The following is a 25,957-nucleotide window of genomic DNA, read 5'->3' as shown; positions in this document are numbered from 1 at the left end:
GTAAAATTAAAAAGGAGGCTATGTGATGTCTAAACATCCATTGGAAAAATGGGGAAGTGTAATGGGCGGTAAGAAAACACGTTGGATTGTTTTGACTTTATGGATTATGTTTGCCGTTTTATTTGCACTTATCTTCCCGCAAATTAATAGTGTTGAAAACTTTGCGGGCGATGAAATCCCTGATACTTATACATCCATTCAGGCAGGAAAAATAATGGAGGAGGAATTTTCTTCTGATAGTGGGATCCCGTTACTAATTACTTGGTATAACGAATCAGGTCTTACAGAAGAAGATTTGACAAATATTAAAGGGTTATACAAACAACTGGCGGATGACCCGTTAGATGGACAGGAAACAATCCCGCCATTCCATAACCTTCCCGTTCAAGCATTGATGGGATCACTTTCTGAGAACGGTGCAGCACTTGTCACACCTGTTTTCTTTTCAACAGATAAGAATTCGGATGTTCTGAAAGAAAATTTAGCGATTATCAAAGAACGTACAGAAAGTCAATTTGGTGAAAATCCATATGATACTAATATAAATGATGATGGACTTCATGCTCGATTCTCTGGACCGGTTGGTATTTCGATTGATGCGACAGATCTTTTCAAAGCAGCTGACGTACAACTAATGGTTGCCACTGTAATTATCATTTTAGTCATCTTATTAGTAATTTACCGTTCACCAATTTTAGCGATTATCCCGTTAATTGTTGTAGGAATAGCGTATTTAGTTGTAAGTCCATTATTGGGCGTGATGGCTGAAAACGGATGGATTGATAAAGATGCACAAGCGGTAGCGATTATGATTGTTTTACTGTTTGGTGCAGGTACGGACTATTGTTTATTCTTAATCACACGTTACCGAGATATATTGCTGACTGAAGATAATAAATTTACAGCATTGGCATCGGCTGTCCGTGAATCAACAGGCGCAATCGTAATGAGTGGTTTAACAGTAGTAATCGGTTTAGCGACATTGGCATTGGCGGATTACGGCGCATTCCAGCGTTTTGCTGTTCCGTTTAGCTTTGGTGTATTGATTACAGGTTTTGCAGTAGTTACATTGCTTCCGGCTATTCTTGGTATTTTAGGGCGCGCAGCGTTTTGGCCATTTGTTCCTCGCACGGAGGAAGCTGAAAAAGCAAATGCCGAAAAGAAAAACAAACCATATAAACAACGTAAACCTAATCACCGTTATATGCGTAAGGTCGGTGAATTTGTTACTTCGAAACCATGGCTTGTCATAATTGTTGCAGGAGCGATATTAATAGGTTTGGCAATTACTTCCATAAACATTAAGTACAACTACGATTTAATTTCTTCATTCCCTGAAGATATGCCTTCACGTGAAGGATTTACAATCATTGAAGAAAACTTTACACCAGGTGAATTGGCACCAGTTCAGTTGTTGGTAGACAGTGAAGGAACTGATCTGGACATAACAGAGCAACTGTTAAGACTCCCATATGTCGGTGTAATAAAAGAAATGCGTAAAGGTGAAACAAACAACAACATCCAACTTTATGAAATTGATTTGGATAAAAATCCATACTCAAATGAAGCGATGGATGATGTTGAGCAAATGAAGGACGATGTTAAAGAGATTCTTTCGGATAACAATCTGGAAGACGGCCAATTCTGGATCGGGGGCGAAACGAGCTCGCAACTTGATACAAAAGTCGTTCAGTCAGGCGATGAAAAAATCATTCAACCTGTCATGATCATTATTATTTTCGTCGTATTATTAGCATACTTACGTGCTTTAATCACATCGATTCAATTAATGGTAACAGTAGTAATATCTTTCTTCTCTGCTTTAGGTGCAGGCTGGTTAATTATCCATTACGGTTTAGGACATGAAGCGATGGCTAGTTCGATTCCACTGTACAGTTTCGTATTTATTATTGCATTAGGTAATGACTATAATATTTTCATGATTTCTGATATATGGAAAAACCGCAAGCGTAGTATTGCGCATAAACAGGCCATTTCAAATGGTATTGCTTCAACGGGTGCAGTAATTACATCTGCTGGTCTGATTTTAGCTGGTACATTCCTAGTATTAGCGACATTACCAATCCAGCTATTAGTACAATTCGGTATCGTAACAGCGGTAGGGGTACTGCTTGATACGTTTGTCGTACGTCCATTACTCGTACCGGCCATCATTACGGTGTTCGGTAAATGGTCATACTGGCCGAACAAAAAGCTCGAAAAATAACAAAAAGCGGTTGGGCCAAGAATAGAAGCACCGTTGGATACGAAGAAAATACTATTAAGAAAAGGATATTATATAAAATTGATTGGAATGTAGGGCGAGTGTAGCTGTTGGCTAACGCCTTTCGCTACAAGCGAAGCTTCCTACGGGAATAGCGTGACGCCTGAGACTACAGGCTCAGGCCACGCCCGCGGAAAGCGTCCCGGAATGGAAATTCTTAACGCTCATCAAAAAAATGCTATTTTTCTCTTTGAGAAAAATAGCATTTTTGGGTTATGTCCCAATTGCTTTTTAAGAAGTTAATGAACCGGATTGCAGGCGATACATGAGTTCATACTTACCGCCAAGTGCGACAAGTTCATCATGGTTGCCTTGTTCAACAATTTCACCACGGTCCAATACTAAAATTTTATCTGCATTTTTAATAGTGGAAAGTCGGTGGGCGATAATAAACGTTGTACGACCTTTTTTCAGTACATCCATTGCATGTTGAATAATTTCCTCTGTTTCTGAGTCGATATTCGATGTCGCCTCATCCAGAATAAGAATAGCCGGATTAAATGCAAGCGCACGCGCAAACGAAATTAACTGGCGCTGACCAGAAGAAAGCGTACTTCCTTTTTCGATTACAGGCTCATCAATTCCTTTTTCGAATTTTGATAAGACACGTTCGCCTCCGACTGCTTCGAGCGCTTTTTCAACGGTTTCTCTTGAAATTCGTTTATCATTGAGGCTAATATTCGAAGCGATCGTCCCGGTGAACAAATACGGATCCTGTAATACGATTCCCATATGCTCACGAATCGCTTGGCGAGGAAGCTTCGTAATATCTTTCCCGTCAATGATTATACGGCCTTTTTGCGGATCATAGAAGCGGAACAGTAAATTCATAATCGAACTTTTCCCTGATCCTGTATGACCGACAAGTGCAATTGTTTCGCCTTCTTTTGCTTCAAAGTGAATATTTTTCAATACATATTCATCATTTTTATAGGCGAATGAGACATGATCAAACACAACATTTCCTTTATAACGTTCAATTCGTTCTGTACTTACTGCCTCCCCTTGCTGATCAAGCAGTTCAAAAACACGTGAACCTGCTACAAGTGAACGTTCAAGCTGAGAGAACTGGTTGACTAGGTTCGTAATCGGATTGAACAGGCGCGTAATATAATCAACAAACGCATATAGCGTACCTGCTGTTACCGCTTCAGGCAATGTCATCGATTGAGTACCGAAGTAAAAAACAAATACTGCAAACATTCCAAGTCGTAAAATATTGACAAGGTTATGGGACGTCGCGGAGTCCAGCATTAAAAGTTTACGATTGTATTTATAATGTTCGTCATTCATCTCGTCGAACTCTTGTTTCATCTGTTCTTCGCGGCGGAATGCCTGAATAATCGTCATCCCATTAATTGATTCATTGATCATTGCATTAATATCCGCAATTTTTGTTCGAATAATATGGTTGTACTGTGAAGCGAATTTTCGGTAAAGAATCATCCAAACATAAACAATAGGAATGAGTAATAGAGCAAAGAGTGCCATTTTCCAATTTAGAATAAATAAAGCTATATATACCCCTGCAATGGTAATAAAGCTGTTCGCAAATTGCGAAAGTACAGTTACATACAGGTTGCGTATTGCCTCTGTATCATTTGTGACACGTGCAACAACTTTCCCGGCTGGTAAGTTATCGAAGTATTCAATTGGCAGCTTTTGAATATGCCCGAATACGTCCTTCCGTAACTGCTGAATTACGAAGTTTGCACCGCGTTGTAAAAAGATGAACATTAAATAACGGAACACAGCAGTCAGCACAGATAATAAGAAGAAAATCGACAGCAGGATTGCAATCGGTTCAACTTGCAGATTACCCGGTTCCATGTAATGGTCGATAATATATTTTGCGATGAACGGTCCTGCAATATCTGTTGCGACCGCAATTGTTAATAAAGCTAACCCGATTAAAATCGGTTTTTTAAATTTTAAAGCATACAGGTACAGTCGTTTTGATGTACTCATTGCTCCACCTCCTCAAGCTGCTGGCGGTCAAATTGCTCTTTGTACCAACCACCTAAGCGTAGGAGCTCTTCATGTGTACCTCGTTCAACGATATAACCATCATCCAGCACGATGATTTCATCCGCATGCTGAATACCTGACAGGCGGTGAGTTGAAATGATCGTCGTTTTTCCAGCGCGCTCTGTTTGTATATTTTCAATGATTTTTGATTCTGTTTTAGCGTCGACAGCCGATAAAGAATCGTCCAAAATTAGAATTTCCGGATCTTTAATCAATGCACGTGCAATTGATACACGCTGTTTTTGGCCACCAGATAAAGATACGCCTTTTTCACCGACAAGTGTTTCAATGCCAAGCGGTAAATTTGCTAAATCTTTTTCAAAGTCTGCCAGTCGAATCGCTTCTTCGATTTCACTGTTCGTAGCATTTTCTTTCCCGAATAAAATGTTTTCGCGGATTGTACGGGAAAATAGTACATGGTCCTGTGGTACATAGCCGATCCAGTCCAAAATTTGTTCTTTTGTCATTTTTGCCAAGTCCGTATCATTAATGGAAATTTGCCCATTGCCTAACGGGTATTCACGCAACAGCTGACGAATAAATGTTGTCTTACCTGAACCTGTTTTCCCGACAATACCAAGTGTTTGCCCTTTTTTAAGATTCAGTGAGATTTGCTGCAAGTTTTTCACCTGAGATAGAGGGTACTGGAATGTAAACTCAGAAAACCCAATAGAATTCGGTACATGATGTGTCATTGGTGAAGGAGGATTTTGTACATCCGCTTCATATTCCAAAGTATCCTGTACACGGTCAAGCGAAGCACTTCCTTGCTGCATGACATTAATAAGCTCGCCAATTGCAAACATAGGCCAAATTGCCAAACCTAAATACACGTTAAATGAAACGAGCTGACCAACCGTTAGCCCATTATTTGAAACAAGAACAGCTCCGTAACCTAATGCGATTACATAACAAATACCAGTTCCGATTTTCGTAATTGGCATAAAGAGTCCGTTAATATAAGCGACACGCATGTTTTTGGCAAAAATGTTTTCGCTCATTTCCGAGAAGCGTTCTTCATCTTTCTTTTCTTGAACATATGCGCGGATTACACGAGTTCCCGCAACAGATTCCAACACATTGTCATTCATTTCTCCGAATGCATCCTGTGCTTTCATATAGCGTTCATGAACAATTTTCCCTAAATATTGAATGATTATAGCCATGATTGGAATTGGGAGCATCGCAAAAAATGTCAGCTTCCAAGAGATGAAAAAGCCCATTGCTAAAATGATCAGTGCCATATAGACCGTCGAATCAATGAGGGTCATAATACCAAAGCCGGCAGTCAATGTAACTGCATTTAAGTCGTTTGTAGCTTTGGCCATTAAGTCACCAGTACGGTTCTTTTCATAAAACGTAGGGGTCATTTTTAAAAACTGGTGCATCAGTTTTTTTCGTAAAATACGGTCAAGTGTAATTGAACCGCCAAATAACTGGTATTGCCATATGAAGTTTAAAGCGTAGCTCACGATGGCAGCGATAATAATGAAGCCTACATACTTCATCAGCTGCATCTGATCCATTTCTCCATTCGTCATCACATCTATGGCTTCTCCTAAAATCCATGGAGGCAAAACTTCGATAAAGCTCGCCAGCATAAGGAGTACAATCGCAATTGTATACTGCTTACGATACATTTTTAAAAACCATTTTAATTTCACAAATACATTAAACATTACGTATACCTTCTTTCTTCAATGTTGATCGTGTTGCTACCCGTCATCATATCGATCCATTTTTAATAGTTTGCGTTGCAAAAAGATAGTCATATAAAGCCCTCCTGAAATGTTGTTACACTAAAATACATCGTACAGTTCTCGACGGTATTTAAACGTCGGCACAATGTAAACAAAAAAGACACCTATTCCGATTTTTCGAAAAGGTGTCAAAACGAAAAAGGGCACAGGGGAATCCGCACCTGTGCCTTTTATTTACATGTACGTGCAATATTAAAACAAAAGTTCAGGTTAGGGCAATATGAAATTGTCGCTTTTGAAATGTGTAAACTAACAATTGATGTGTTCATATCCCTTAACTCCTTTCCTTGTTTTAATTTATTTAGTGTTCCTTAATATTAGTGGAGGCAATTATCGTTGTCAATATTTTTTGAAAACATTTTATTTTCAGTGTTGTAATTTATTGGTTTTCTTATAATTAAATAGGCTTATCTATATTTCTACCAGAAATGGTAGTTGGAAAAAGCCACCGGAAGTTTGAAAATTGTTTGTTTATTCTGTATCTTGAAAGTAATACATCAAAAGGAGTGAGACAACGATGAAGAAATTGTTATTAGTCATGCTATTTGCGCTTGTGCTCGCAGCATGCGGGACAAAAGAGACGAGTGATGATGTAAATAATGTCCCGGGAAATAATTCAGACAACGTGACACAGGGTAGCCCTGAAGTGAAAGAGGAAAAGATTACTTTATATAAATCAGATGAGAATGCTGAAAATACCGTTCCATTTGATGAAAAATATGATAGCAGTAAAGAAGAGCTAGTAACGTTTATTTTCTCAAAAGTGAATGAACATGAGGTAGAGCTGCTTGATTATACGATAGAAAACGAAGATAAAAGTTTAGTGCTTAATTTAGGTGATGATATTTATACAATTCAAGGTTCTGCAGGTGCCAATATGTTTGTTGAGACATTAGCGCGTTCTTATTTTGAGAATTTACCAGAATTGCAGGATATAACGTTTCTTTATAAAGGATCGGATGAACCAATCTTAGATCATATGAATATAGGACTACCATATAAACGACAAGATTTTGATATGTAGACGGGGGATAGCTGAAGATGAAGCAACTATGGACTAATGGCACGATATATACGATGGAACAAGAAGGTGCGACCGTGCAGGCAGTGCTTGTACAGGATGCAAAAATCGTGGAGACAGGAACATTCGAGGATTTACAAGTATATGCAGATGACATTATCGACTTGCAAGGGGCAGTTATGTACCCGGGCTTTGTAGATAGCCATCTCCATATGATTGGACACGGTGAAAAGTTGATGCGCCTTGATTTGACAGTAGCGACAAGCGGTGAAGAGCTTGTACAACTGGTTAAAAATGCAGCAGACCAACTTCAGGATGGGCAGTGGCTCATTGGGGACGGCTGGAATGAAAATCAATTTAAAGAGGGCCGTATCCCAACGAAAGAAGAATTGGATGCTGTCACTAATAACCCGCTATTCCTTAACCGTGTGTGTCACCATGTTGCTTTAGTTAATTCAGCCGCACTCCATTTGGCGGGTATTACAATAAATACTGAAGATCCGGCAGGCGGAAAGCTTGGCCGTCATGAAAACGATGAGCTAAACGGATTGTTGTACGAACAGGCAACGAATCTAGTATCCTCGCTATTCAAACAAGAGGGAGAAAGCTATATTGAAAGCTTGGCACAGTCCTTGCAACTGGCGATCGAACATATGCAATCCTTTGGTTTAACTGGCGGACATACAGAAGAAATGAGTTATTATGGTCATTATATGAATCCATTAACTGCCTATCATCGCGTTGTTGGTGAACGGAAGCATTTCCGCGTCAACTTACTGCGCCATCACGCGGTATTCGAGGAAATGATTACGAATAATGCGCCGTTTAATGAACCATATATCGAGCCGGGTGCGATGAAAATTTTCGCAGATGGTTCATTAGGCGGCTCTACTGCTGCACTATTGGCTCCCTATGCAAATGATGAACATAATAAAGGGATGCTCATTCATACTGATGCTCAAATGGAGGCACTCATTCAATTAGCGCGAAAATATAATGAAGCAGTAGCCATTCATATAATCGGTGATGGTGCAATGGAACAGGTGCTTCAATATTTAGAAAAATATCCAGTAGCTGAAGGGAAGCGCGACCGCCTGATCCATTGCTGCGTCGTATCAGAAGAACAGCTTGCCCGAATGAAGAAACTGCAGGTTATATTGGATTTGCAGCCGGCCTTTGTTACATCAGACTATCCATGGGTATCTGAGAAGCTTGGTGAAAACCGTGCTGGTCATCATTACGCTTGGAAAACGTTTATAGATGAAGGATTCATATGTGCGGCAGGTACCGATGCACCGATCGAAGCGATGAGTCCATTTGAAACAATTTATGCAGCAGTCGAGCGAAAGAAGCCAACAGATACACATGAAGGTTATAACCGTGAGCAAAAGGTTTCCCGTTTTGAGGCAGTAAAAATGTACACGGTTGGGAGTGCCGAGGCAATTTGTAAAGAAGACGAACGCGGCTATATCCGAAAAGGGTATGATGCGGATTTTACAATACTTGATACGGATCTAATGAAATGCAGCTCGGAAGAAATTCTCCAGACAAATGCATTGTTGACTGTCGTTGGGGGAACTATCGTCTATAAAAGAGAATAGGATAGAAAAAGAATCACATGTAATAATGTGGTTCTTTTTTCTTTTGATATATTTAACCTAGTAAGCTTATAGTATTTGGTGTGATTGGTTGCTATTATTTCCAATAAAAGTTAATATATAAAAAACAGAAAATTCAGTTAGAGGGGGAGGAAGGTAAATGAAGTTAAAAAAAGTATGGTTGTTATTGTTGTTTTCTTTTATTCTCATATTGACTGCATGCAGTAATGACGAGGAAACATCCACAGATAGTTCGGCCAATTCTAATGCCGAAACGGATGCTGGTAAAGATACAGCTACAGAGAATGCGGCATCGGAAGGGGGCGAGCTTGTGATTGAAGTCCTTTCAGAAGCAGTTGAATTAGATCCACACGGCTCAAATGATGTCCCTTCATCAAATGTACAACGCAATATTTTTGAAACATTAGTTGTACGCAACTTTGATACTGGAGAAATCGAACCTCTATTAGCCGAGTCATGGGAATATCTCGATGATTTAACATTGCAATTAAAATTGCGCCAAGGGGTAAAGTTCCATGATGGAACAGATTTCAATGCAGAAGCGGTTAAATTGAATTTAGACCGTCTGCTTGATCCGGATATTGCATCACCTCGTCTTTCTAACTTTGAACCAATTAAAGAAGTAGTCGTTGTCGATGACTATACAGTACAAATTAAAACAGAAGAGCCTTATGGACCGTTGCTGTTTGCCTTAACACATCCGGGCGGCAATATGATGAGCCCTGCAGTAATTGAAGAAGATTATAAACGTATGGAAAGTGGCGGTGAAGCACGTGCATACGGAAATGAAAATCCAATCGGCACTGGCTTCCTGAAGTTAGAAAAGTGGACACCTGGTCAGGAAATTCGTCTTGTAAAAAATACAGAATACTGGGGCGAGCAAGTAGCCTATGATTCGGCCGTATTCAAGACAGTGCCGGAAAGTGCTACACGGGCAGCTGATTTGGAAGCAGGCTATGCTCACATTATCGATCCTGTGCAACCAACAGAAGTACCGCTTGTAGAAGGGTTTGCCCAAGTAGTAAAACAGCCTTCTGTTTCCATTTCCTATTTAGGTTTCAATACAGAAAAAGCTCCATTCGATAATCCGAAAGTACGTCAGGCCATTTCAAAAGCGCTTGACCGCGAAGCGATTTTGAAAGGGGTTTACGATGGTTTTGGTGTGCAGGCATTCGGCCCACTATCGCCAATGGTATGGGGTTATAACGAAGAAGTGGCGAGGCAGGATACACATATTGAAGAAGCAAAGAAATTGCTAGAAGAAGCGGGATTCCCAGATGGATTTAAAACGACAATATGGACAAATGATAACCCGCAACGCCAGCAAATTGCGATCATTTTGCAAGAAACGTTAAAGCAGCTCAACATAGAGGTGGAAATTGAAGTAATGGAATGGGGCGCTTATTTAGAAAGAACATCTAAAGGCGATCATGATATGTTCATGCTTGGATGGGCTCCTTCTACCGGAGATGCGGATGGGGCACTTTACCCGCTATTCCACACGTCTGATATCGGTAATAACAACCGTACACGTTACAGCAATAAAGAATTAGATGAACTATTGGAAGTTGGGCGTATTGAAACAGACGAAACGATTCGCATGGATATTTATAAACAAGCACAGGATATTATTATTACTGAAGCACCTGCAGCATTTATCCATCACCAAGCTTATTTAACAGGCTATGCAAATAGCGTTACGGGCTTCTCAATCGATGCGACTGGAATTTATCAGATCCAAAACGTGAAAATTTCACATTGATTTAATAAGTACTGTTCACAAACCAGGCTATTTGGTTTTGTGGACAGTATTTTTGTTTGGAAAAGTTATTTATAATAAGACTGACTATAGTGAAGGGATGGAATACGATGGAGCCAATCCGAAATATATTACCTGCGATTGTGGATGAAAAAACTAAAGTGCTCATCCTTGGATCGATGCCAGGAAAGCAATCACTGGAAAAGCAGCAATACTACGGCAATCGACGGAATCACTTTTGGCCGATTATAGGAAGGCTTCTAGCAACCGATATTCCGGAAGACTATAACGAAAGAATTGCACTTCTTCGTAAACATCGAATAGGTCTATGGGATTCGATCGAAAGCTGTGAACGCGAAGGGAGCCTGGATGCAACAATAAAAAATGAAGTACCAAATAACTTTTCGGAGCTGTTTAAAAAATATCCGCAAATAAAGCTTGTCCTATTTAATGGCGGGAAAAGCTTAGATGTTTTTAAAAGGCATATTGGACTCGATGAATTGGACGGCAGGGCGTACAAAAAAATGCCATCAACAAGTCCGATTCCAGGGAAGAATATTAAAACCTTTGATGAAAAAGTTGAAATATGGCGTATCTTGCTGGATTATTTATCTTAATCAAAAATGTGGAATGTGATTTATAGCACAATCCGGTCTTATTCGGTATGATAAAAACAAATCGAGTAAAGGGGAATTATTTATGTATCGTGTAGCTGAAGATTTTGTGAAAGATTGGGCGATCTCATCAAAGGGTGCATTGAAAGTAATGCAAGCAATTCCAGATGACAAAATGCATATCGCCATCGTAGATGAGCACAATTCATTAGGATGGTTATCATGGCATTTAGTAAGTGTAGCAGGCGCATTCGGCCATTTTGCAGGATTGCAAATTCCGGGTCCAGGTCCTGATATGCCACAGCCAGAGGCAATGGCTGAAATTATAGAGAAGTATGAAATGGTGCGCGAAGCGTATAAAAAAGAAGCGGCATCATTAACAGAGGAACAGCTTTTAGAAGAAGTACCTGCTTTTGGCGGTATGATGAAGCGCGGTGAATTACTTCGCACAGTAATTACACACCAAACACATCATGTTGGCCAAATGACAGTACTACTTCGCCAAGCAGGTTTAACAGTACCACCAGTAATGGGACCTACAAAAGAAATGCAATAAGAGCTTAGCCCCGAACATGTTTCGGGGCTTATTTTATAAAAAAAGATGCCCAAGTTTATGTTGGACATCCAGTACATTTATTTCAGGAAAAAATCATAGCCATTTTTTGCAAGTAATGTAATCGTGACGATGATGAAAAGGACACGCACATAGCCGCTTCCACGCTTAATTGCAAACCGTGAACCGACAATCGCTCCGAAAATTTGAGCGGCCCCCATTATTAAACCGTATGTATAATTGATCTGCCCTAAATAGATAAACATTAAAAGAGCCCCGATATTACTCCCAAAGTTAAGGAGTTTTGCATTACCGGCTGCCTTTAAAAAATCATAGCCGACCATTAAAAATGCAAAAATCAGGAATGACCCAGTACCAGGACCTAAAAATCCATCATAGAAACCAATCAGTGAAATCACTAAAAAAAATAAAATATACTTTGTCTTTGAAAGTGATTTGACCGCCGAAATACTGCCCCAATCTTTTTTGAAAATTGTGTAGACAGCTACAGCTGCCAGCATAATCAGCATTAAAGGTTTCAATAAGTTTGGATCAAGTAAATGGACAATCCAAGCCCCGATCATCGAGCTAATAAAAACCCATGGGAAATACTTCATGACAGATTTAATATCTAGCTTTCCAGACCGATAAAAGGTAATAGTACTCGTTAAGGATCCCATTGTCCCGGCGAGTTTGTTTGTTGCAACAGCTGCAGAGGGGCTTAGCCCTGCAAACATTAATGCAGGCAGTGAAATAAGGCCACCGCCTCCCACAACAGAATCGATAAATGCTGCTAAAAAGCCAAAACAAATTAAAATAATAACTAGTTGTGGGTCTAACTCAAATCCCATAAAAGAACCCTTCTTTCTTCACGTAGAGCAATACACTCATGCTATCGAAAATTAGGAGTAGTGTAAATAGTTAAAATTATGATTCGATTATGATAAGGTAATATATTAGTATAATGGAAACGGAGTACACAAATGAAGGATTATCAATTTTTATTGTTTGACTTAGATGATACATTACTGGATTTTAAAGCTGCAGAAAGATTAGCTTTGCCAAAATTATTTGAAGCACATCAGCTACCCTTAACACCTCAAATCGAAGCTGTTTACCGCGAAATTAATACCGGTTTATGGCGCTCGCTTGAAGAAGGGCTTATTACCCGTGAATTTTTAATGGAAACCCGATTCGGAAAGACATTCGAGCATTTTGGCGTTGAAGTGGATGGCAGGGTATTGGATACTGAATACCGTAGCTATTTAGCAGAAAGTAAAGTGTTTGTTGAAGGTGCATTGGAGCTGATTCAAACATTGGCACCTGACTATGAATTGTACATTACATCGAATGGATTGGCGGAGACACAGATGAAACGCCTCCAAGTAACAGGGTTGGCACCTTATTTTAAGCAAGTTTTCGTTTCGGAAAATACAGGATATCAAAAACCGATGAAGCCATTTTTTGATTTCGTGTTTGAACGGATTCCAAATTTCGATCCTAACAAGGCGGTGATTATTGGTGATTCCTACAATGCAGATATTATCGGTGGTGCAAATGCCGGAATCGATACATGCTGGCTTAACCCGTTGAATGCAGTACCAACAACAATTCATCCCACTTATGAAATACAAAAGCTTGCTCAACTTTTACCGATTATAAACAGTAAAAAAGCTATCAATCAACAGCCTTTAGGAATTTAGTAAAAAGCATTAATGCTATACAAAATGAAATGCGATGATGCAGCAAGGAGTGAGCGCAATGACCTTATTTATACTGGTCGTCCTAATTGCGATTATAGGTTACTTTATATTTAAATTATATAGTCATGACAATACAACATTTTATCAATTGATCGGCTATTCGTATTTTGACGTCCTTATGAACAAAAGTGTCCGAACTTCCTATCAGCTTATAAAGGAACTGGAGCATGTTCAAGGTATAAAAAAAATAATGTTGAATCTACAGTTTCCTGTTCACAATGAAGTTCAGACAATTGACGCTCTTTTACTTCATGAATCAGGGATTTATGTAATGAATGTGAAAGAGAAATCTGGCTGGATTAACGGACGGGAACAGAGCATCGAATGGATTGAATTATTACATAAAAATCAAAAACAAGTATTTAATAACCCAATCCATGAAACAAAACGTTTAATCCATATATTAAAAGATCAGCTCCCGGAAGTAGATGGTACACTTTTTGAAACAATGGTAGTTTTTACGAATGATTGTTCATTCCAGCAGGTTGAAATTCAATCTTCCAATGTTGAAGTGCTGAAAATCGCGGAATTAAAAAAATGGGCAGCAACAATTGAAGGAAAACGTTTATCAGATACAGAGATTGAAAATTTGTACGCAACATTAGAGACCTTTATGCATCGTAAAAATACAACATTACGTTCAAAAACTGTTACAACCGCAAATTGATAAGAAAGAGAGCAGAGTAGTTTTTTACTTTGCTTTTTTTATGGAAAAAATTTATAAAAAAATCCAAATTTTTATCAACTTTTTGCTCTCTTCATACGTCTAATAAATATAAGAAGAAAGGAGGGTAGTAGAATGGGCAAAAAAATAACAGTGCTCAGCATATTATGTGGAATATTAATAGTTGTCGGATTTCGTCTTTGGACTGATACACCGCCAACTTATGCAAGTAATAAAACGGCGGCGGTGAATGCTACTTATAAAGAGCCGTCCGCTTCCAAAGATTATATAAACGATCCATCCGGCAGCTTAAATAAAATGATGCCGTTTTATATGAATGACGGAGGGACGCCGGGCAGAAATTGTACAGCATACATAAAGGTTGAAAATATATTGAATAATAAGCAGGCCGATGTTGTACAAGAAGGTGACCGGCAGCCAAAACAAGCAGAACAGCAGGCCAGTCATAAAAGAATAGCACTCACGTTCGATGACGGCCCCCATAAAAATGTGACTGACCAAATTTTAATGACACTGCAAAAGTATGAAGTGAAAGCAACATTTTTTGTACTCGGTCAAAATGCTGCAAAGTATCCCGATGTTGTGAAAAAAGCGGATGCTTTCGGTCATGAAATTGCCAATCATACGTGGAGTCACAAAAACTTAACGAAGCTAAACGCACAACAAATGCGCGCGGAAATCGACCGGGCAAACGAGGCAATTTGTGATGCAACAGGAAAGACGCCTACAATGTATCGACCGCCGTTTGGAGCATTGGATGAAAACGTACGGGAATCGATTGATTTAACGCCAGTGCTGTGGAATATTGATACACTTGATTGGCAGCATAAAACACCTAAAAAAACATTGGCGAATTTAAAGGCACAAGCAAAGGACAATGGCATTATTTTGATGCATGATATTCACCAGCAATCCGCAGATGCATTAGAGGACGTCATATTGTATTTAAAAGAAGAAGGCTATGAATTTGTGACAACGAGCCAACTATTATAGATTGAAAGTATTTGAAGGGAGTAGTGACCACTATTTCCTTTTTTTATTTGAATGAGTTTATGGTACGATACTAGCGAACACATATGAAGGAGGATCCATCATGGGTCTATTATCAAAACGAGCGTTAAGTATTCAGCAGTTTCAATTCAATAGCCGACTTTTTGCATGTCCTATTTGTAAAAAGGAAATAGAGATAAGTAATGAAGGGAAAATGAGCTGTCTATCGAATCATACATTTGATGTGGCAAAACAAGGCTATGTTTATATGTTAAACCGTCCTGTCCAATCAATGTATGGAAAGGAATTATTCGATTCTCGCCATACTGTTATTCAAGCAGGAATCTATGATCGGTTACAAGCAGCGATTGCCCGGGAAATCAATGTAGAACAACCGGTAATTTTAGATACAGGTTGTGGCGAGGGATCTCATTTACATCGTATTTGCCAACAGCTTGATCGCCCTGTTGGTGTAGGAATCGATATTTCAAAAGAAGGGATAATCGCAGCGGCAAAGTATAATCCCGAGCAGCTATGGTGTGTCGGTGATTTAGCGAATAGTCCGTTCAACGAGCAATCGTTTGATGCGATTTTAAATATTTTATCCCCTGCAAATTACGATGAGTTTAAACGTCTATTAAAGCGAGGCGGCAAAGTAATTAAAGTCGTGCCACAGGAAAATTACTTAAAAGAACTGCGTAAACAGGCGTTTGCAGATTCAGAAAAGGAAAGCTATACAAATGCCCAAACTGTAGAACGTTTTAAAGCAAGTTTTGCAAATACAGAAGTAAAAAGAATTACGTATACAGAACCGCTTGAAGCCCATTTAGTACAAAATTTGCTTGAAATGACACCGATGGGCTGGCATATTGACGATAAAGAAAGTATTCAATTACAGGAAATTACAATTGATTTAGATTTATTAATTGGAATGGAGTGATCGTAGATGAAGAAAATCTTAGTATTAGGCGGGACACGATTTTTTGGCCGTAAATTAGTGGAACTTTTATTGGAGCAAAAGCATGAAGTAACAATTGTTACACGCGGAATGTCGGAAAATCCATTTGGCGATGCAGTGGAGCATATTAAAGTGGATCGTAAAGATACAGCGGCTTTTGAGAAAGCATTGCAAAATCGTACATTTGATATTGTTTATGATAATATTTGCTACTCGCCAAACGAAGCAAAACAGCTGTGCGATCTATTCAACGGGAAAATCGGTAAGCTCGTTTACACATCTACATTAGCGGTATATGAGGCAGATGGCAGGCCGCATTATGAAGAAGATTTCGATCCGACTTCATATGGCATTATCATGGGAGACACACATGAATTTACGTATGGTGAAGGAAAGCGTCTGGCAGAGGCGGTATTTTATAAGTTTGCCGAGTTCCCTGTAGTCGCAGTTCGTTTCCCAATCGTAATGGGAGAAGATGATTATACGCGTCGTTTGCATTTCCATATTGAGCGCATAATTAATAAGGAACCGATTGGATTTGTAAACATGGATGCGGAAATGTCCTTTATTCAGGCAACAGAAGCGGCCCGATTTTTAGAGTGGGCAGGTAGTGATAATGTGGAAGGCCCAATTAATGCGACAGCAAATGGGGTCATTTCTTTAAAAGATCTAATTTCTCTTATTGAAGAAAAGTCGGGCGAACGTGCCAAAATAGCGTTGCTTGGGACAGAGGAAATCCGTTCACCATACGCCATTCCTGCAACATGGTATATGAAAAATGACAAGGCAGAGCACTTAGGATTTTCGTTCAGTCAGCTTGAAGATTGGCTGCCTCCATTAATCGAGCAAATTGCGGGAACTACGGCAAAACAGTAGTCATTGAATGAAAGTATTACTTTCAATTAAAATGAAGTGAGATTAACGATAAGGTAGGAATGAAACGTGTATAAATTTATTGCAAGAGTTGTATATGGAATTTTAGGGGTTAACGGGTCAAAGGCAAAGGTATATGGGAAAGAAAATATACCGAAAGAAGGCGGCTTTGTCGTTGCCTGTACACATAATGGCTATATCGATATTTTGAACCTCGGGATTTCGATGCTTCCAAAAGAAGTACACTTTATGGCTAAGAAACAACTATTCGATGTGAAAGGATTAGGCTGGCTAATATCGAGATTGAATGCATTCCCGGTGGATCGTGACAATCCGGGACCAAGTGTTATTAAAATCCCTCGTCAGCTTATTAAAGAAGGAAAAGTTGTCGGAATCTTCCCGAGTGGAACGAGAAGCTCGGAAAACTCGGAACTAAAAGCCGGCGCAGTGACGATTGCCCAACTGGCGAAGACGGAAATTTTACCGGCTGCTTATATCGGTCCGAAAGATGCGAAAGGTGTTTTCAAACGCCAAAAAGGCTATTTAATTTACGGAAAGCCATTTACGGTTGGCGCAGGAAAAGAAGGCCGTGAACAATCCGTTCAATTTTTGGAAGATGAGTTGAACCGATTAACGGAGCATTTGAAAGAAATGCACCCGGAAGTAAAATAACAAAAGCTGCGCGGAATCTTTCGTGCGGCTTCTTTATTAGGAGTGGAATAAGAGATGAAGCAAGTACTATTCGTATGTTTGGGCAATATTTGCCGTTCTCCTATGGCGGAAGCAGTTATGCGTGATTTAATCACTAAACGGGATTTGACGGATAAAATTACAGTCGACTCAGCTGGCACGAGCAATTACCATATTGGAGAACCCCCGCATAAAGGGACGACGGCGAAATTACAGGAATACGGAATTATGACAACAGGTATGCTTGCAAGACAGTTACGCACTTCCGATTTAGCCAGCTTTGACTATATTGTCTGTATGGATGAAAGCAATGTGAAAAATACGATTGAAATGCTTCGTGCTGAAGCAGATGCAAAAGTGCTCCGATTCCTTGATTTAACATCACATCAAAAAGATGTTCCGGATCCTTGGTATACAGGGGATTTCCAGGAAACGTACGATTTATGTTTAGAGGGCTGCGAGGCATTGCTAGAGCGGATATTACAGGATATATAATAATGAGGGAAGCGGATTTGATTGTATGTAATCAAATCCGTTTTTTCATCTTCCTACGGCAAAGATACTTCGATTACTTTTGTTTCCTTCTCCTGTAACTGTTGCCATTTTAGTATTGTTTCCGGTTCATAATCTGAAATATTCGCTACTTCGGCTTGAATCGTCGTATCACTTATCCAATCATAATGTGTGATGGGATAAAGGTGACTGTCAAAATAAAATGGCTGTGACGTCGGTATTTCCATTTGCATCGTTTCAATATTAAGGATGAGTAACATTGTTCGAGACAGGGTATTTCCTGCATAATTTTCGTCTCGTGTAATTGAAAAAATTATTCTTTCTAAATTCGGTGAGAGTTTGAAGCTATCAATCGTTCCTGCAGATGTTGCACCAAAATTAAATTCTCCATTGGAGCGTTTTGCAAATGCCATCTCGCAATTGAGTTCATCACAATTATATCGGAATAAACCGATTTCAGTTTCACTATACTTACTTAATCTAAATGGTTCATATGTCATATCAAATTGGACAGAATCAGATTTATAGAAAGTGAGTGGATCTAAAAAGGTCAGTTTTGTTAATGGCAAAACCTCGGTTTGCTCTGTCTCGATATTTTTAAATGAAACCATTTCCTCTATAGTTTGTGTTGGAGGCTCGTTAATTGAAGCGAGCACTGAAGTTATCTCATTCCCATCATTCATAATATACTGTTCCGCAATGAGCCCGTCTCCATAGTCATAATAAAAGTGATTTTTCCCACCCTCAACATCTTCGGTAATTTGAATTATATTATCATAGTTTTTGTAAGGTGTTTTAAAATTTACTGGATACGTTACCGTTTTATTTTCAAATGTTTCGCCATTAGCTATCGGCGGTTGTAAAATAGTATGAATAGGTTCTAATTGATTCAACTGTGCTAAGGTAAATGATTTTCTTTCGACTTCAATCATTTCTTCATACACGAGCTCTATCGCATCTTGTTTTATGCGATAAACTTTTTGCATCACTGCACCACCATTATCTTCTTGTATTTCAACATAATCATCGAAAAGCCATGTAGTTGTTTCTTTAAATGATGAATATTCGTTGCCTGTTCCTAAAAAATATGCGACATCCCCGTCTTGTTTAAAATAGTTTCGTAATGGTAAGTTTGGTTTTTCTCCGGTTTCTCCATTACTTGAATCATTTTCTTCGCTTGAAGGTAGGAATGCTTGATTGAAATCATTTGTTGACCAAGGCTTCATGACGAAAATTGTAAGTGCTGCTAGTGCGAAAAAAGCTGTGAATGCTACATAGTATAAACGATTAGATTTTTTTGTTTGCGGCTTTTGCCGTTTTTGCTCGTTTACTTTTAATATAATTCGTTCCGCCCTTCTAGACGTGGAACCCATATTTTTATTTAGCTGCCGTTTAATTTCATTCATTCGAAAGCACCTCCCATTCATCTTCAGCAAGTGATTCTTTTAAGAGCTGTCTTGCCCTGCGCATCCTTGTTTTGACAGTATTATCTGATATGCCTAATAAAGCGGCTACTTCCAAAACAGACAATTCGTCATAATAGTAGTGAATAATTACTTCCCTTAAAGAAATAGGCAATTGCAAAATCGCCTCTGCAATATCCAATCGCTCAGCCTGTTGAAGTACTTTTTGCGGATCTGTTTTTGTCTGAAAGAAACGGTTTGTTAATTGCTGCTTACGATAGGCCCAGCTTTTCGAATAGTCTTTGCATTTATTTATAACAATTCGTACAAGGTAGGTTTTGAGAGAGGCGCGTTCTTCAAACTGTTCGAACTTTACGTAATAAGATAAAAACGCATCTTGAACAATATCTTCCGCAACTTGCCAATCTTTGACGTATAAATAAGCGATGCGCAATAAATAATCACTGTGAATTTGCATCGATTCCTGAAATGCCTGTTCATCGGATAGCATCATAAAAATGCACTCCTTTCTCTTTAATTACCCATTAGACGAAGCAAAGGATAGTTACGTTTTAGTTAAAGGCATAATTAATTAAAAATGTTATTTTATTACTGTCGGTTATAAGAAGAACTGTTAAGGGTAATTATATGGCAAAGTATGTAAAGATTCATATGGAGGGAATAGCTATGGATGTGAAGGGAAGACGAAAAAGCAGCAATGTGGAAGATCGTCGTGGGATGAGTGCCGGGAAAATCGGCGGAGGTCTTGGCGGGGTCGGGATAATTATTGCCATTATTTTTACATTGCTCAATGGTGGAGATGCAGGGGATGTTGTTTCAGAAGTATCAAAGAGCATTACGCAAAACGGTGCAACTTCTGAAAACTATGAACCGACCGCTGAAGAAGAGGAACTGGCTGAATTCGTTTCTGTAGTACTTGCGGATACAGAGGATATATGGCAACAATTGTTTGCTGATAATGGGCTGACCTACGAAAACCCGACGCTCGTATTATTTACGGATAGTGTAAGTTCCGGATGCGGGATGCAAAGTGCTGCGGTTGGGCCATTTTACTGTCCGGCAGATTATAAGCTTTATATTGATTTAAGTTTTTATAAAGAGTTAAAAAACCGGTTTGATGCACCGGGTGATTTTGCGATGGCGTATGTAGTCGCACATGAAGTTGGACACCATGTTCAAACATTATTGGGCACTTCCGAACAAGTACATGCGCTAAACGGAAAAGTATCTCAAGCCAAGTACAATGAAGCAGTGAAACGTCTGGAACTGCAGGCGGACTACTACTCGGGTGTATGGGCACACCATGTCCAGGACAAGGGCTATTTGGAAGAAGGCGATTTTGAAGAGGCATTAACGGCAGCAAATGCCATTGGCGACGATACATTGCAGATGGAAGCGCAAGGCTATGTCGTTCCGGAAAGCTTTACACATGGTACAAGTCAACAACGGATGCGCTGGTTCAAAAAAGGCTATACTGCCGGAACACTTCAAGGCGGCGATACATTTAACTTAGAGGCTTCTCAACTATAAACGTGACCTATAGCATAGAAAAAGTGCTATAGGTTTTTACATTTTTTTATGCAGAGTAATTTAAAATTATTTCAAGTTTATGTATAATAAATAAGTTAAATATATTTTTTCGTTTTTAAATAACGTTACTAATAGAGTATGAAAGAGAGTGAACAAAATGGGGCGTAAGTGGAATAACATTAAAGATAAAAAGGCTGGGAAAGACGCAGCAAATAGTCGTATTTATGCTAAATTCGGTCGTGAAATTTACGTAGCGGCAAAATCAGGTGAACCAAACCCGGAATCTAACCGTGCACTGAAAACAGTTTTAGAACGTGCGAAAACTTACTCTGTACCAAAACATATTATTGAAAAAGCAATCGACAAAGCAAAAGGCGGCGGCGATGAGCAATTTGATGAGTTACGCTATGAAGGTTTCGGTGTCGCAGGTACAATGGTAATCGTTGATGCATTAACAAACAATGTAAACCGTACAGCTTCTGAAGTACGTGCAGCATTCGGTAAAAATGGCGGTAACATGGGCGTATCTGGTTCAGCGGCGCATATGTTCCAAAATACAGCTGTATTCGGGATTGAAGGTAAATCAGAAGATGAAATTCTTGAAATTTTAATGGAAGCGGATTTAGATATGCGTGACATTATGGACGAAGAAGGCACAATTATCGTTTATGTTGAGCCGGAACAATTCCATGCTACACAAGAAGCATTTAAAGGTGCAGGCATCGAAGAATTTACTGTAGCAGAGTTAACGATGCTTCCAATGACAGATGTTGCTTTAACTGGTGATGATTTAGTGAAATTCGAAAAAATGATTGATGCATTGGAAGATTTGGAAGACGTGCAACGCGTTTACCACAATGCTGATTTAGGCGAATAAAAATGTAAGCTCAAAGATGATTCTTTGGGCTTTTTTTGTGCTTCCAATTCCTGCTGGGAACTAACGGGAAATGTATAGTGCTATTTTCTTATTATTCATTAATAATATAGTATTCTCTAAAAGAAGTTGCTTTTAAATAATCTTTAATTCAAAATAAATTTAATATTGGGAATTACGTGAACAATTAAATGAATTACGCCAATACAATGGTGTCATGTATGCCTATAGGGGAAACGATTGCCTATTTAGGTGTTGATATCGATGCATCGTAATGCTGCGATGACCAGATTCAAGGGGTAGAAAATACGGCTAAGCTAGTGAAAGAAATGGGAGAAAACTTCCACTCAATTAAAGAAATGGTGACAGTCATTACGAATATTTCGGATCAGACGAATTTACTGGCGCTTAATGCAGCAATTGAAGCAGCACGTACCGGAGAAGCTGGAAAAGGATTTGCGGTTGTAGCCGATGAAGTGAAGAAACTGGCTGAAATGTCCCGTACATCAGCGGAGGAAATTTCAGGTCATCTTCAAAAATTCTCGCATATTACTGATCGTTTACTAGTTGAGATTGATATGACAACAACAGATGTTAAAGAAGGAACGATGGCAGTAGGTGAAATTGGCCAACGCTTAGAACAAATTTTAAATTCTGTATTGAATGTCAACAATCGAATTCAGGACGATTCAGCAGTTGTTGAGCAAATGTCAGCAGGTGCAGAACAAATTTTAGCTTCGACTGAGGAAATGAGCCGTTTAGTAAATGATACATCCGACTATGCAAAACATTTGGCTCTTGCTTCAGATGAACAAACACTCGTAGTCGATGATTTAACAAAAGCGGTTGAAGAATTGGATAACCATTCACAACAAGTTGTATTGGAAATGAATAAGTTCAAAATATAAAGATTGGCATAAGCAGCAGAGACCTTTTCTCGGCTGCATATTTTTATCGCTTTAATCCCAAAATAAAGCTGGATAAATATTCTGAAAATAATTGCAATTTTTGCCATAATCATAAATAATAAAAGAGGGAATTTCGAATTCCGAATGAAGTGAACAGATGGGGTGAATGATTTTGGTAACATTTAAAGACTTTGATTATAAACGTCCAGATTTAGAACAAATGAAAGAACAGACAGCAGCATTATTAGAGGAATTTAAAGCTGCAACTACTGTAGATGAACAAAGCGAAGTTATCGAAAAATTAAATGCGATTCGCAACACATTTTCTACAATGGCTAATATCGTCTATGTACGTGCATCAATTGATACAAATAATGAATATTACCAAAAAGAGCGTGACCATTTCGATGAAGTAAGCCCAATGGCAGATGAGCTTGTATTTAATTACTATACGGAACTAGTGAAATCGCCATTCCGAGCTCAACTGGAAGAAAAATGGGGTACGCAGTTATTTGCCTTAGCCGAAAACTTGCTAAAAGGTTTCTCGCCTGCAGTAATCGAGCTTATGCAAAAGGAAAATAAATTAACGTCTGAATACAGCAAGCTAGTTGCTTCTGCTCAAATTGAATTTGACGGCAAAACTTTGACATTGGCACAGCTTGGACCATATGCAGAATCGACTGAGCGTGATGTTCGTAAAGCGGCACGTGAAGCAAGTGCAGATTTCTATGCTTCAAACAAAGGAAAGTTCGATCAGATTTATGATGAGTTAGTAAAGCTTCGTCATGAAATCGCGACAAAGTTAGGCTTTAAAAACTATGTGGAACTTGGTTATGTCAATATGAACCGTATTGACTACAACGCAGAGATGGTCGCAAAATTCCGGGAGCAAGTGCGTGAAAATATCGTACCACTTGCAACAAAACTGTACGAGCGCCAAGCAGAACGTATCGGTGTAGAAGACTTTAAATTCTATGATGAGGGTTTAACATTCTTAACAGGAAATGCTGTGCCTCAAGGTGATCCGGAATGGATTATCAATAACGGTAAAAAAATGTACGAAGAACTATCAAAAGAAACAGGCGAGTTCTTCAACTATATGATCGAGCATGACCTAATGGATCTGGTTGCGAAAAAAGGTAAGGAAAGCGGCGGATACTGTACGTTTATCGAAGACTACGAATCACCGTTCATCTTCTCGAACTTTAATGGCACATCTGGTGATATTGATGTATTAACACATGAGGCAGGACATGCATTCCAAGTGTATTCTAGCCGAAATATTGGGATTCCGGAATACTTATGGCCGACATATGAGTCAGCAGAAATCCATTCTATGAGTATGGAATTCTTTACATGGCCTTGGATGGAGCTATTCTTCAAGCACCAAACAGATAAGTATAAATTCTCGCACTTAAGCAGCGGGTTACTATTCTTACCATACGGTGTAGCAGTCGATGAGTTCCAGCATGTCGTGTATGAAAATCCACAAATGACACCAGCTGAGCGCAATGCTGCATGGAAAGAAATCGAGGCGAAGTATTTACCGCATCGTGATTATGATGGCCATGACTATTTAGAATCAGGAGCTATTTGGCAGCGACAAGGGCATATTTATTCATCTCCATTCTATTATATTGACTACACGTTAGCGCAAATTTGTGCATTCCAGTTCTGGAAACGTTCACGAGAAGACTTTGAAGGAGCTTGGAAAGACTACCTGCACTTATGTAGCCTTGGCGGTTCATTTGCTTTCACAAAACTTGTTGAGGAAGCGGGTTTAATCTCGCCATTTGACGATGGCTGCGTGGAATCAGTTGTAGGAACAATCGAAGACTATTTAAATTCGATCGACGATAAAGAGCTATAAAAATTAAGAGGTGCGTTTCGCAAATATTATTTTGCGAAACAAACCTTTTTTATTTTTTGTATTTTTTGAAGCTTTATGGCATGCTAAAACGTACATAGTTATAGTGAAAATTAAAAGTAAAAGAAAGTTTGAGAAAGAGAGTGAGCCGATGACTAGAAAACTGTGGTTCCAAGTTGGCGTAGGTATTCTAATTACATTATTAATTATCAAATATTTTATTGAAATTCATTCGATTTTTAATCCGATTATCATTATTTTTACGACCATCCTTGTACCGTTATTACTTGGTGGGGTGCTCTATTATATTTCAGAGCCGCTACAGCGTATATTGGAAAAACGGGGTATGCCGAGATGGGGAAGTTTAATAACAATAGTCCTTATAATTGCAGGTTTATTCGCAACCTTTTTAGTTTTAGTCGGTTCTCCAATTGCAAACCAAGTAAACAGACTTGTTGAAAATGCACCGACAATCGCTAAGGATATTGAAGAAGCAGCTGATTTTATTTTAGATAATAAGGAAAATATCCCGATGCTGCCACCGCAAGTAGAAGAGTTTATAGGATCTGTCACTACTTCTATACAAGATATTGCTGTCGCAAGTAGTAAATATCTTGTCTCGTTCTTAAGTGGAGCTGTAACGGTAACATTAACATTAGTACTAGCACCATTTTTCTTTATTTTTATGTTGAAAGACCATGAAAAATTCGCTCCTCAAATTTACGGTATATTTAACGGGGAGAGCCGTACATGGGTAAAGAAAACATTAGAAGACATTGATAACGTATTAAGAAGCTACGTTCAAGGACAAGTGTTGGTCAGCTTTTTACTCGCGATTATGATGTACATCGGCTATTTAATCATTGGCTTGGAGTATTCATTATTACTTGCCTTATTTGCATTTTTCATGAACATGATTCCATTTATCGGGCCATGGCTTTCCCTTGTACCGGCAGTGATTGTAGCATTGGTTAATGATCCATTTGATATTATTTGGGTTGGTGTTGTAACGCTTGTCGCACAACAAGTTGAAAGTAACTTAATTACACCGAATGTTATGGGACGATCTTTGGATATTCACCCGTTAACAGTAATTTCAATTGTATTGGCTGCAGGGAATATTGCAGGATTTATCGGAATTTTAATCGCCATCCCTACTTACTGCGTCATTAAAGTTATCGTTCAAAATATTTATGAAGAACGTAAACAGATTAAAGAGACTGCAACTAAGAATGTGTAATAAA

General features: G+C 38.9%; 23 protein-coding genes. 18 read left to right on the top strand and 5 right to left on the bottom strand.

The genetic code is table 11. The features are described 5' to 3' along the window. The first annotated feature begins 25 nt into the window (after positions 1-25). A complete protein-coding gene (locus AC0VXV_RS18900) occupies positions 26-2,227 on the top strand; it encodes an MMPL family transporter (protein WP_475529667.1) in 2,202 nt (733 codons plus the stop codon). A 288-nt stretch (positions 2,228-2,515) separates the two neighbouring features. On the opposite strand, the gene AC0VXV_RS18895 is transcribed toward AC0VXV_RS18900, so the two are convergent. Then, complete coding sequence (locus AC0VXV_RS18895; RefSeq protein WP_475529666.1) at positions 2,516-4,252, bottom strand: ABC transporter ATP-binding protein; 1,737 nt, start codon at positions 4,250-4,252, stop codon at positions 2,516-2,518. Then, a complete protein-coding gene (locus AC0VXV_RS18890) occupies positions 4,249-5,991 on the bottom strand; it encodes an ABC transporter ATP-binding protein (RefSeq protein ID WP_475529665.1) in 1,743 nt (580 codons plus the stop codon). Before AC0VXV_RS18890 ends, AC0VXV_RS18895 begins: the two co-directional genes overlap by 4 nt. Positions 5,992-6,589: 598 nt before the next feature. Between AC0VXV_RS18890 and AC0VXV_RS18885 the strand changes: the two genes are divergently transcribed. The 5 genes from AC0VXV_RS18885 to AC0VXV_RS18865 all read left to right on the top strand — a co-directional run bounded on the left by AC0VXV_RS18885 (position 6,590) and on the right by AC0VXV_RS18865 (position 11,641). Beyond that, positions 6,590-7,096, top strand: a complete 507-nt coding sequence (locus tag AC0VXV_RS18885; protein ID WP_475529664.1) for a fructose-2,6-bisphosphatase — start codon at positions 6,590-6,592, stop codon at positions 7,094-7,096. A 17-nt stretch (positions 7,097-7,113) separates the two neighbouring features. Continuing rightward, a complete protein-coding gene (locus tag AC0VXV_RS18880; protein ID WP_475529663.1) occupies positions 7,114-8,694 on the top strand; it encodes an amidohydrolase in 1,581 nt (526 codons plus the stop codon). Between the two features lie 157 nt (positions 8,695-8,851). Beyond that, positions 8,852-10,474, top strand: a complete 1,623-nt coding sequence (locus tag AC0VXV_RS18875) for a glutathione ABC transporter substrate-binding protein (protein WP_475529662.1) — start codon at positions 8,852-8,854, stop codon at positions 10,472-10,474. 107 nt (positions 10,475-10,581) lie between these two features. Further along, positions 10,582-11,088, top strand: a complete 507-nt coding sequence (locus tag AC0VXV_RS18870) for a DNA-deoxyinosine glycosylase (RefSeq protein WP_475529661.1) — start codon at positions 10,582-10,584, stop codon at positions 11,086-11,088. Positions 11,089-11,170: 82 nt separating this feature from the next. Further along, entirely contained in the window at positions 11,171-11,641 is a 471-nt protein-coding gene (locus AC0VXV_RS18865) for a DinB family protein (RefSeq protein ID WP_475529660.1), read from the top strand. Positions 11,642-11,718: 77 nt separating this feature from the next. Here AC0VXV_RS18865 and AC0VXV_RS18860 read toward each other — a convergent pair whose 3' ends face one another. Beyond that, positions 11,719-12,489: a TSUP family transporter gene (locus AC0VXV_RS18860; protein ID WP_475529659.1), complete on the bottom strand. Its 771-nt coding sequence runs from the start codon at positions 12,487-12,489 to the stop codon at positions 11,719-11,721. 132 nt (positions 12,490-12,621) lie between these two features. On the opposite strand from AC0VXV_RS18860, the gene AC0VXV_RS18855 reads away from it, so the two are divergent. From AC0VXV_RS18855 to AC0VXV_RS18825, 7 genes are all read left to right on the top strand, one after another. Further along, complete coding sequence (locus AC0VXV_RS18855) at positions 12,622-13,341, top strand: YjjG family noncanonical pyrimidine nucleotidase (protein ID WP_475529658.1); 720 nt, start codon at positions 12,622-12,624, stop codon at positions 13,339-13,341. A 58-nt stretch (positions 13,342-13,399) separates the two neighbouring features. After that, positions 13,400-14,068: a nuclease-related domain-containing protein gene (locus tag AC0VXV_RS18850; RefSeq protein WP_475529657.1), complete on the top strand. Its 669-nt coding sequence runs from the start codon at positions 13,400-13,402 to the stop codon at positions 14,066-14,068. A gap of 132 nt (positions 14,069-14,200) precedes the next feature. Beyond that, a complete protein-coding gene (locus tag AC0VXV_RS18845) occupies positions 14,201-15,079 on the top strand; it encodes a polysaccharide deacetylase family protein (RefSeq protein ID WP_475529656.1) in 879 nt (292 codons plus the stop codon). A gap of 100 nt (positions 15,080-15,179) precedes the next feature. Continuing rightward, positions 15,180-16,016, top strand: a complete 837-nt coding sequence (locus AC0VXV_RS18840; RefSeq protein ID WP_475529655.1) for a putative RNA methyltransferase — start codon at positions 15,180-15,182, stop codon at positions 16,014-16,016. A 6-nt stretch (positions 16,017-16,022) separates the two neighbouring features. Then, positions 16,023-16,910: an NAD-dependent epimerase/dehydratase family protein gene (locus AC0VXV_RS18835; RefSeq protein WP_475529654.1), complete on the top strand. Its 888-nt coding sequence runs from the start codon at positions 16,023-16,025 to the stop codon at positions 16,908-16,910. Between the two features lie 66 nt (positions 16,911-16,976). After that, a complete protein-coding gene (locus tag AC0VXV_RS18830; RefSeq protein WP_475529653.1) occupies positions 16,977-17,579 on the top strand; it encodes a lysophospholipid acyltransferase family protein in 603 nt (200 codons plus the stop codon). 54 nt (positions 17,580-17,633) lie between these two features. Further along, complete coding sequence (locus tag AC0VXV_RS18825; protein ID WP_475529652.1) at positions 17,634-18,092, top strand: low molecular weight protein-tyrosine-phosphatase; 459 nt, start codon at positions 17,634-17,636, stop codon at positions 18,090-18,092. Positions 18,093-18,145: 53 nt separating this feature from the next. Here the strand turns inward: AC0VXV_RS18825 and AC0VXV_RS18820 are convergent, their stop codons facing one another. Both AC0VXV_RS18820 and AC0VXV_RS18815 read right to left on the bottom strand, forming a co-directional pair. Then, on the bottom strand, positions 18,146-19,516 hold the full coding sequence (locus tag AC0VXV_RS18820) for a hypothetical protein (RefSeq protein ID WP_475529651.1): 1,371 nt from the start codon (positions 19,514-19,516) through the stop codon (positions 18,146-18,148). Further along, positions 19,509-20,027: a sigma-70 family RNA polymerase sigma factor gene (locus AC0VXV_RS18815; protein ID WP_475529650.1), complete on the bottom strand. Its 519-nt coding sequence runs from the start codon at positions 20,025-20,027 to the stop codon at positions 19,509-19,511. The genes AC0VXV_RS18820 and AC0VXV_RS18815 overlap by 8 nt, the downstream gene beginning before the upstream one ends. A 173-nt stretch (positions 20,028-20,200) precedes the next feature. Between AC0VXV_RS18815 and ypfJ the strand changes: the two genes are divergently transcribed. From ypfJ to AC0VXV_RS18790, 5 genes are all read left to right on the top strand, one after another. Continuing rightward, positions 20,201-21,064 carry a KPN_02809 family neutral zinc metallopeptidase gene (ypfJ, locus tag AC0VXV_RS18810; RefSeq protein ID WP_475531500.1) on the top strand — a complete coding sequence of 288 codons (864 nt, stop codon included), beginning with the start codon at positions 20,201-20,203 and terminating at the stop codon, positions 21,062-21,064. 157 nt (positions 21,065-21,221) lie between these two features. Then, the gene (locus AC0VXV_RS18805; protein WP_339196418.1) at positions 21,222-21,941 is read left to right on the top strand and encodes a YebC/PmpR family DNA-binding transcriptional regulator; all 720 of its coding nucleotides are present in this window, start codon (positions 21,222-21,224) and stop codon (positions 21,939-21,941) included. A 326-nt stretch (positions 21,942-22,267) separates the two neighbouring features. Next, on the top strand, positions 22,268-22,846 hold the full coding sequence (locus tag AC0VXV_RS18800; protein ID WP_475531499.1) for a methyl-accepting chemotaxis protein: 579 nt from the start codon (positions 22,268-22,270) through the stop codon (positions 22,844-22,846). A gap of 166 nt (positions 22,847-23,012) precedes the next feature. Continuing rightward, on the top strand, positions 23,013-24,716 hold the full coding sequence (locus AC0VXV_RS18795; RefSeq protein ID WP_475529649.1) for a M3 family oligoendopeptidase: 1,704 nt from the start codon (positions 23,013-23,015) through the stop codon (positions 24,714-24,716). 148 nt (positions 24,717-24,864) lie between these two features. Next, positions 24,865-25,953, top strand: a complete 1,089-nt coding sequence (locus AC0VXV_RS18790) for an AI-2E family transporter (protein ID WP_475529648.1) — start codon at positions 24,865-24,867, stop codon at positions 25,951-25,953. Positions 25,954-25,957: the final 4 nt, after the last annotated feature.

It is taken from the genome of Solibacillus sp. iso_87, assembly GCF_056173085.1.
This window is presented reverse-complemented; position numbering and strand designations above follow the sequence as displayed.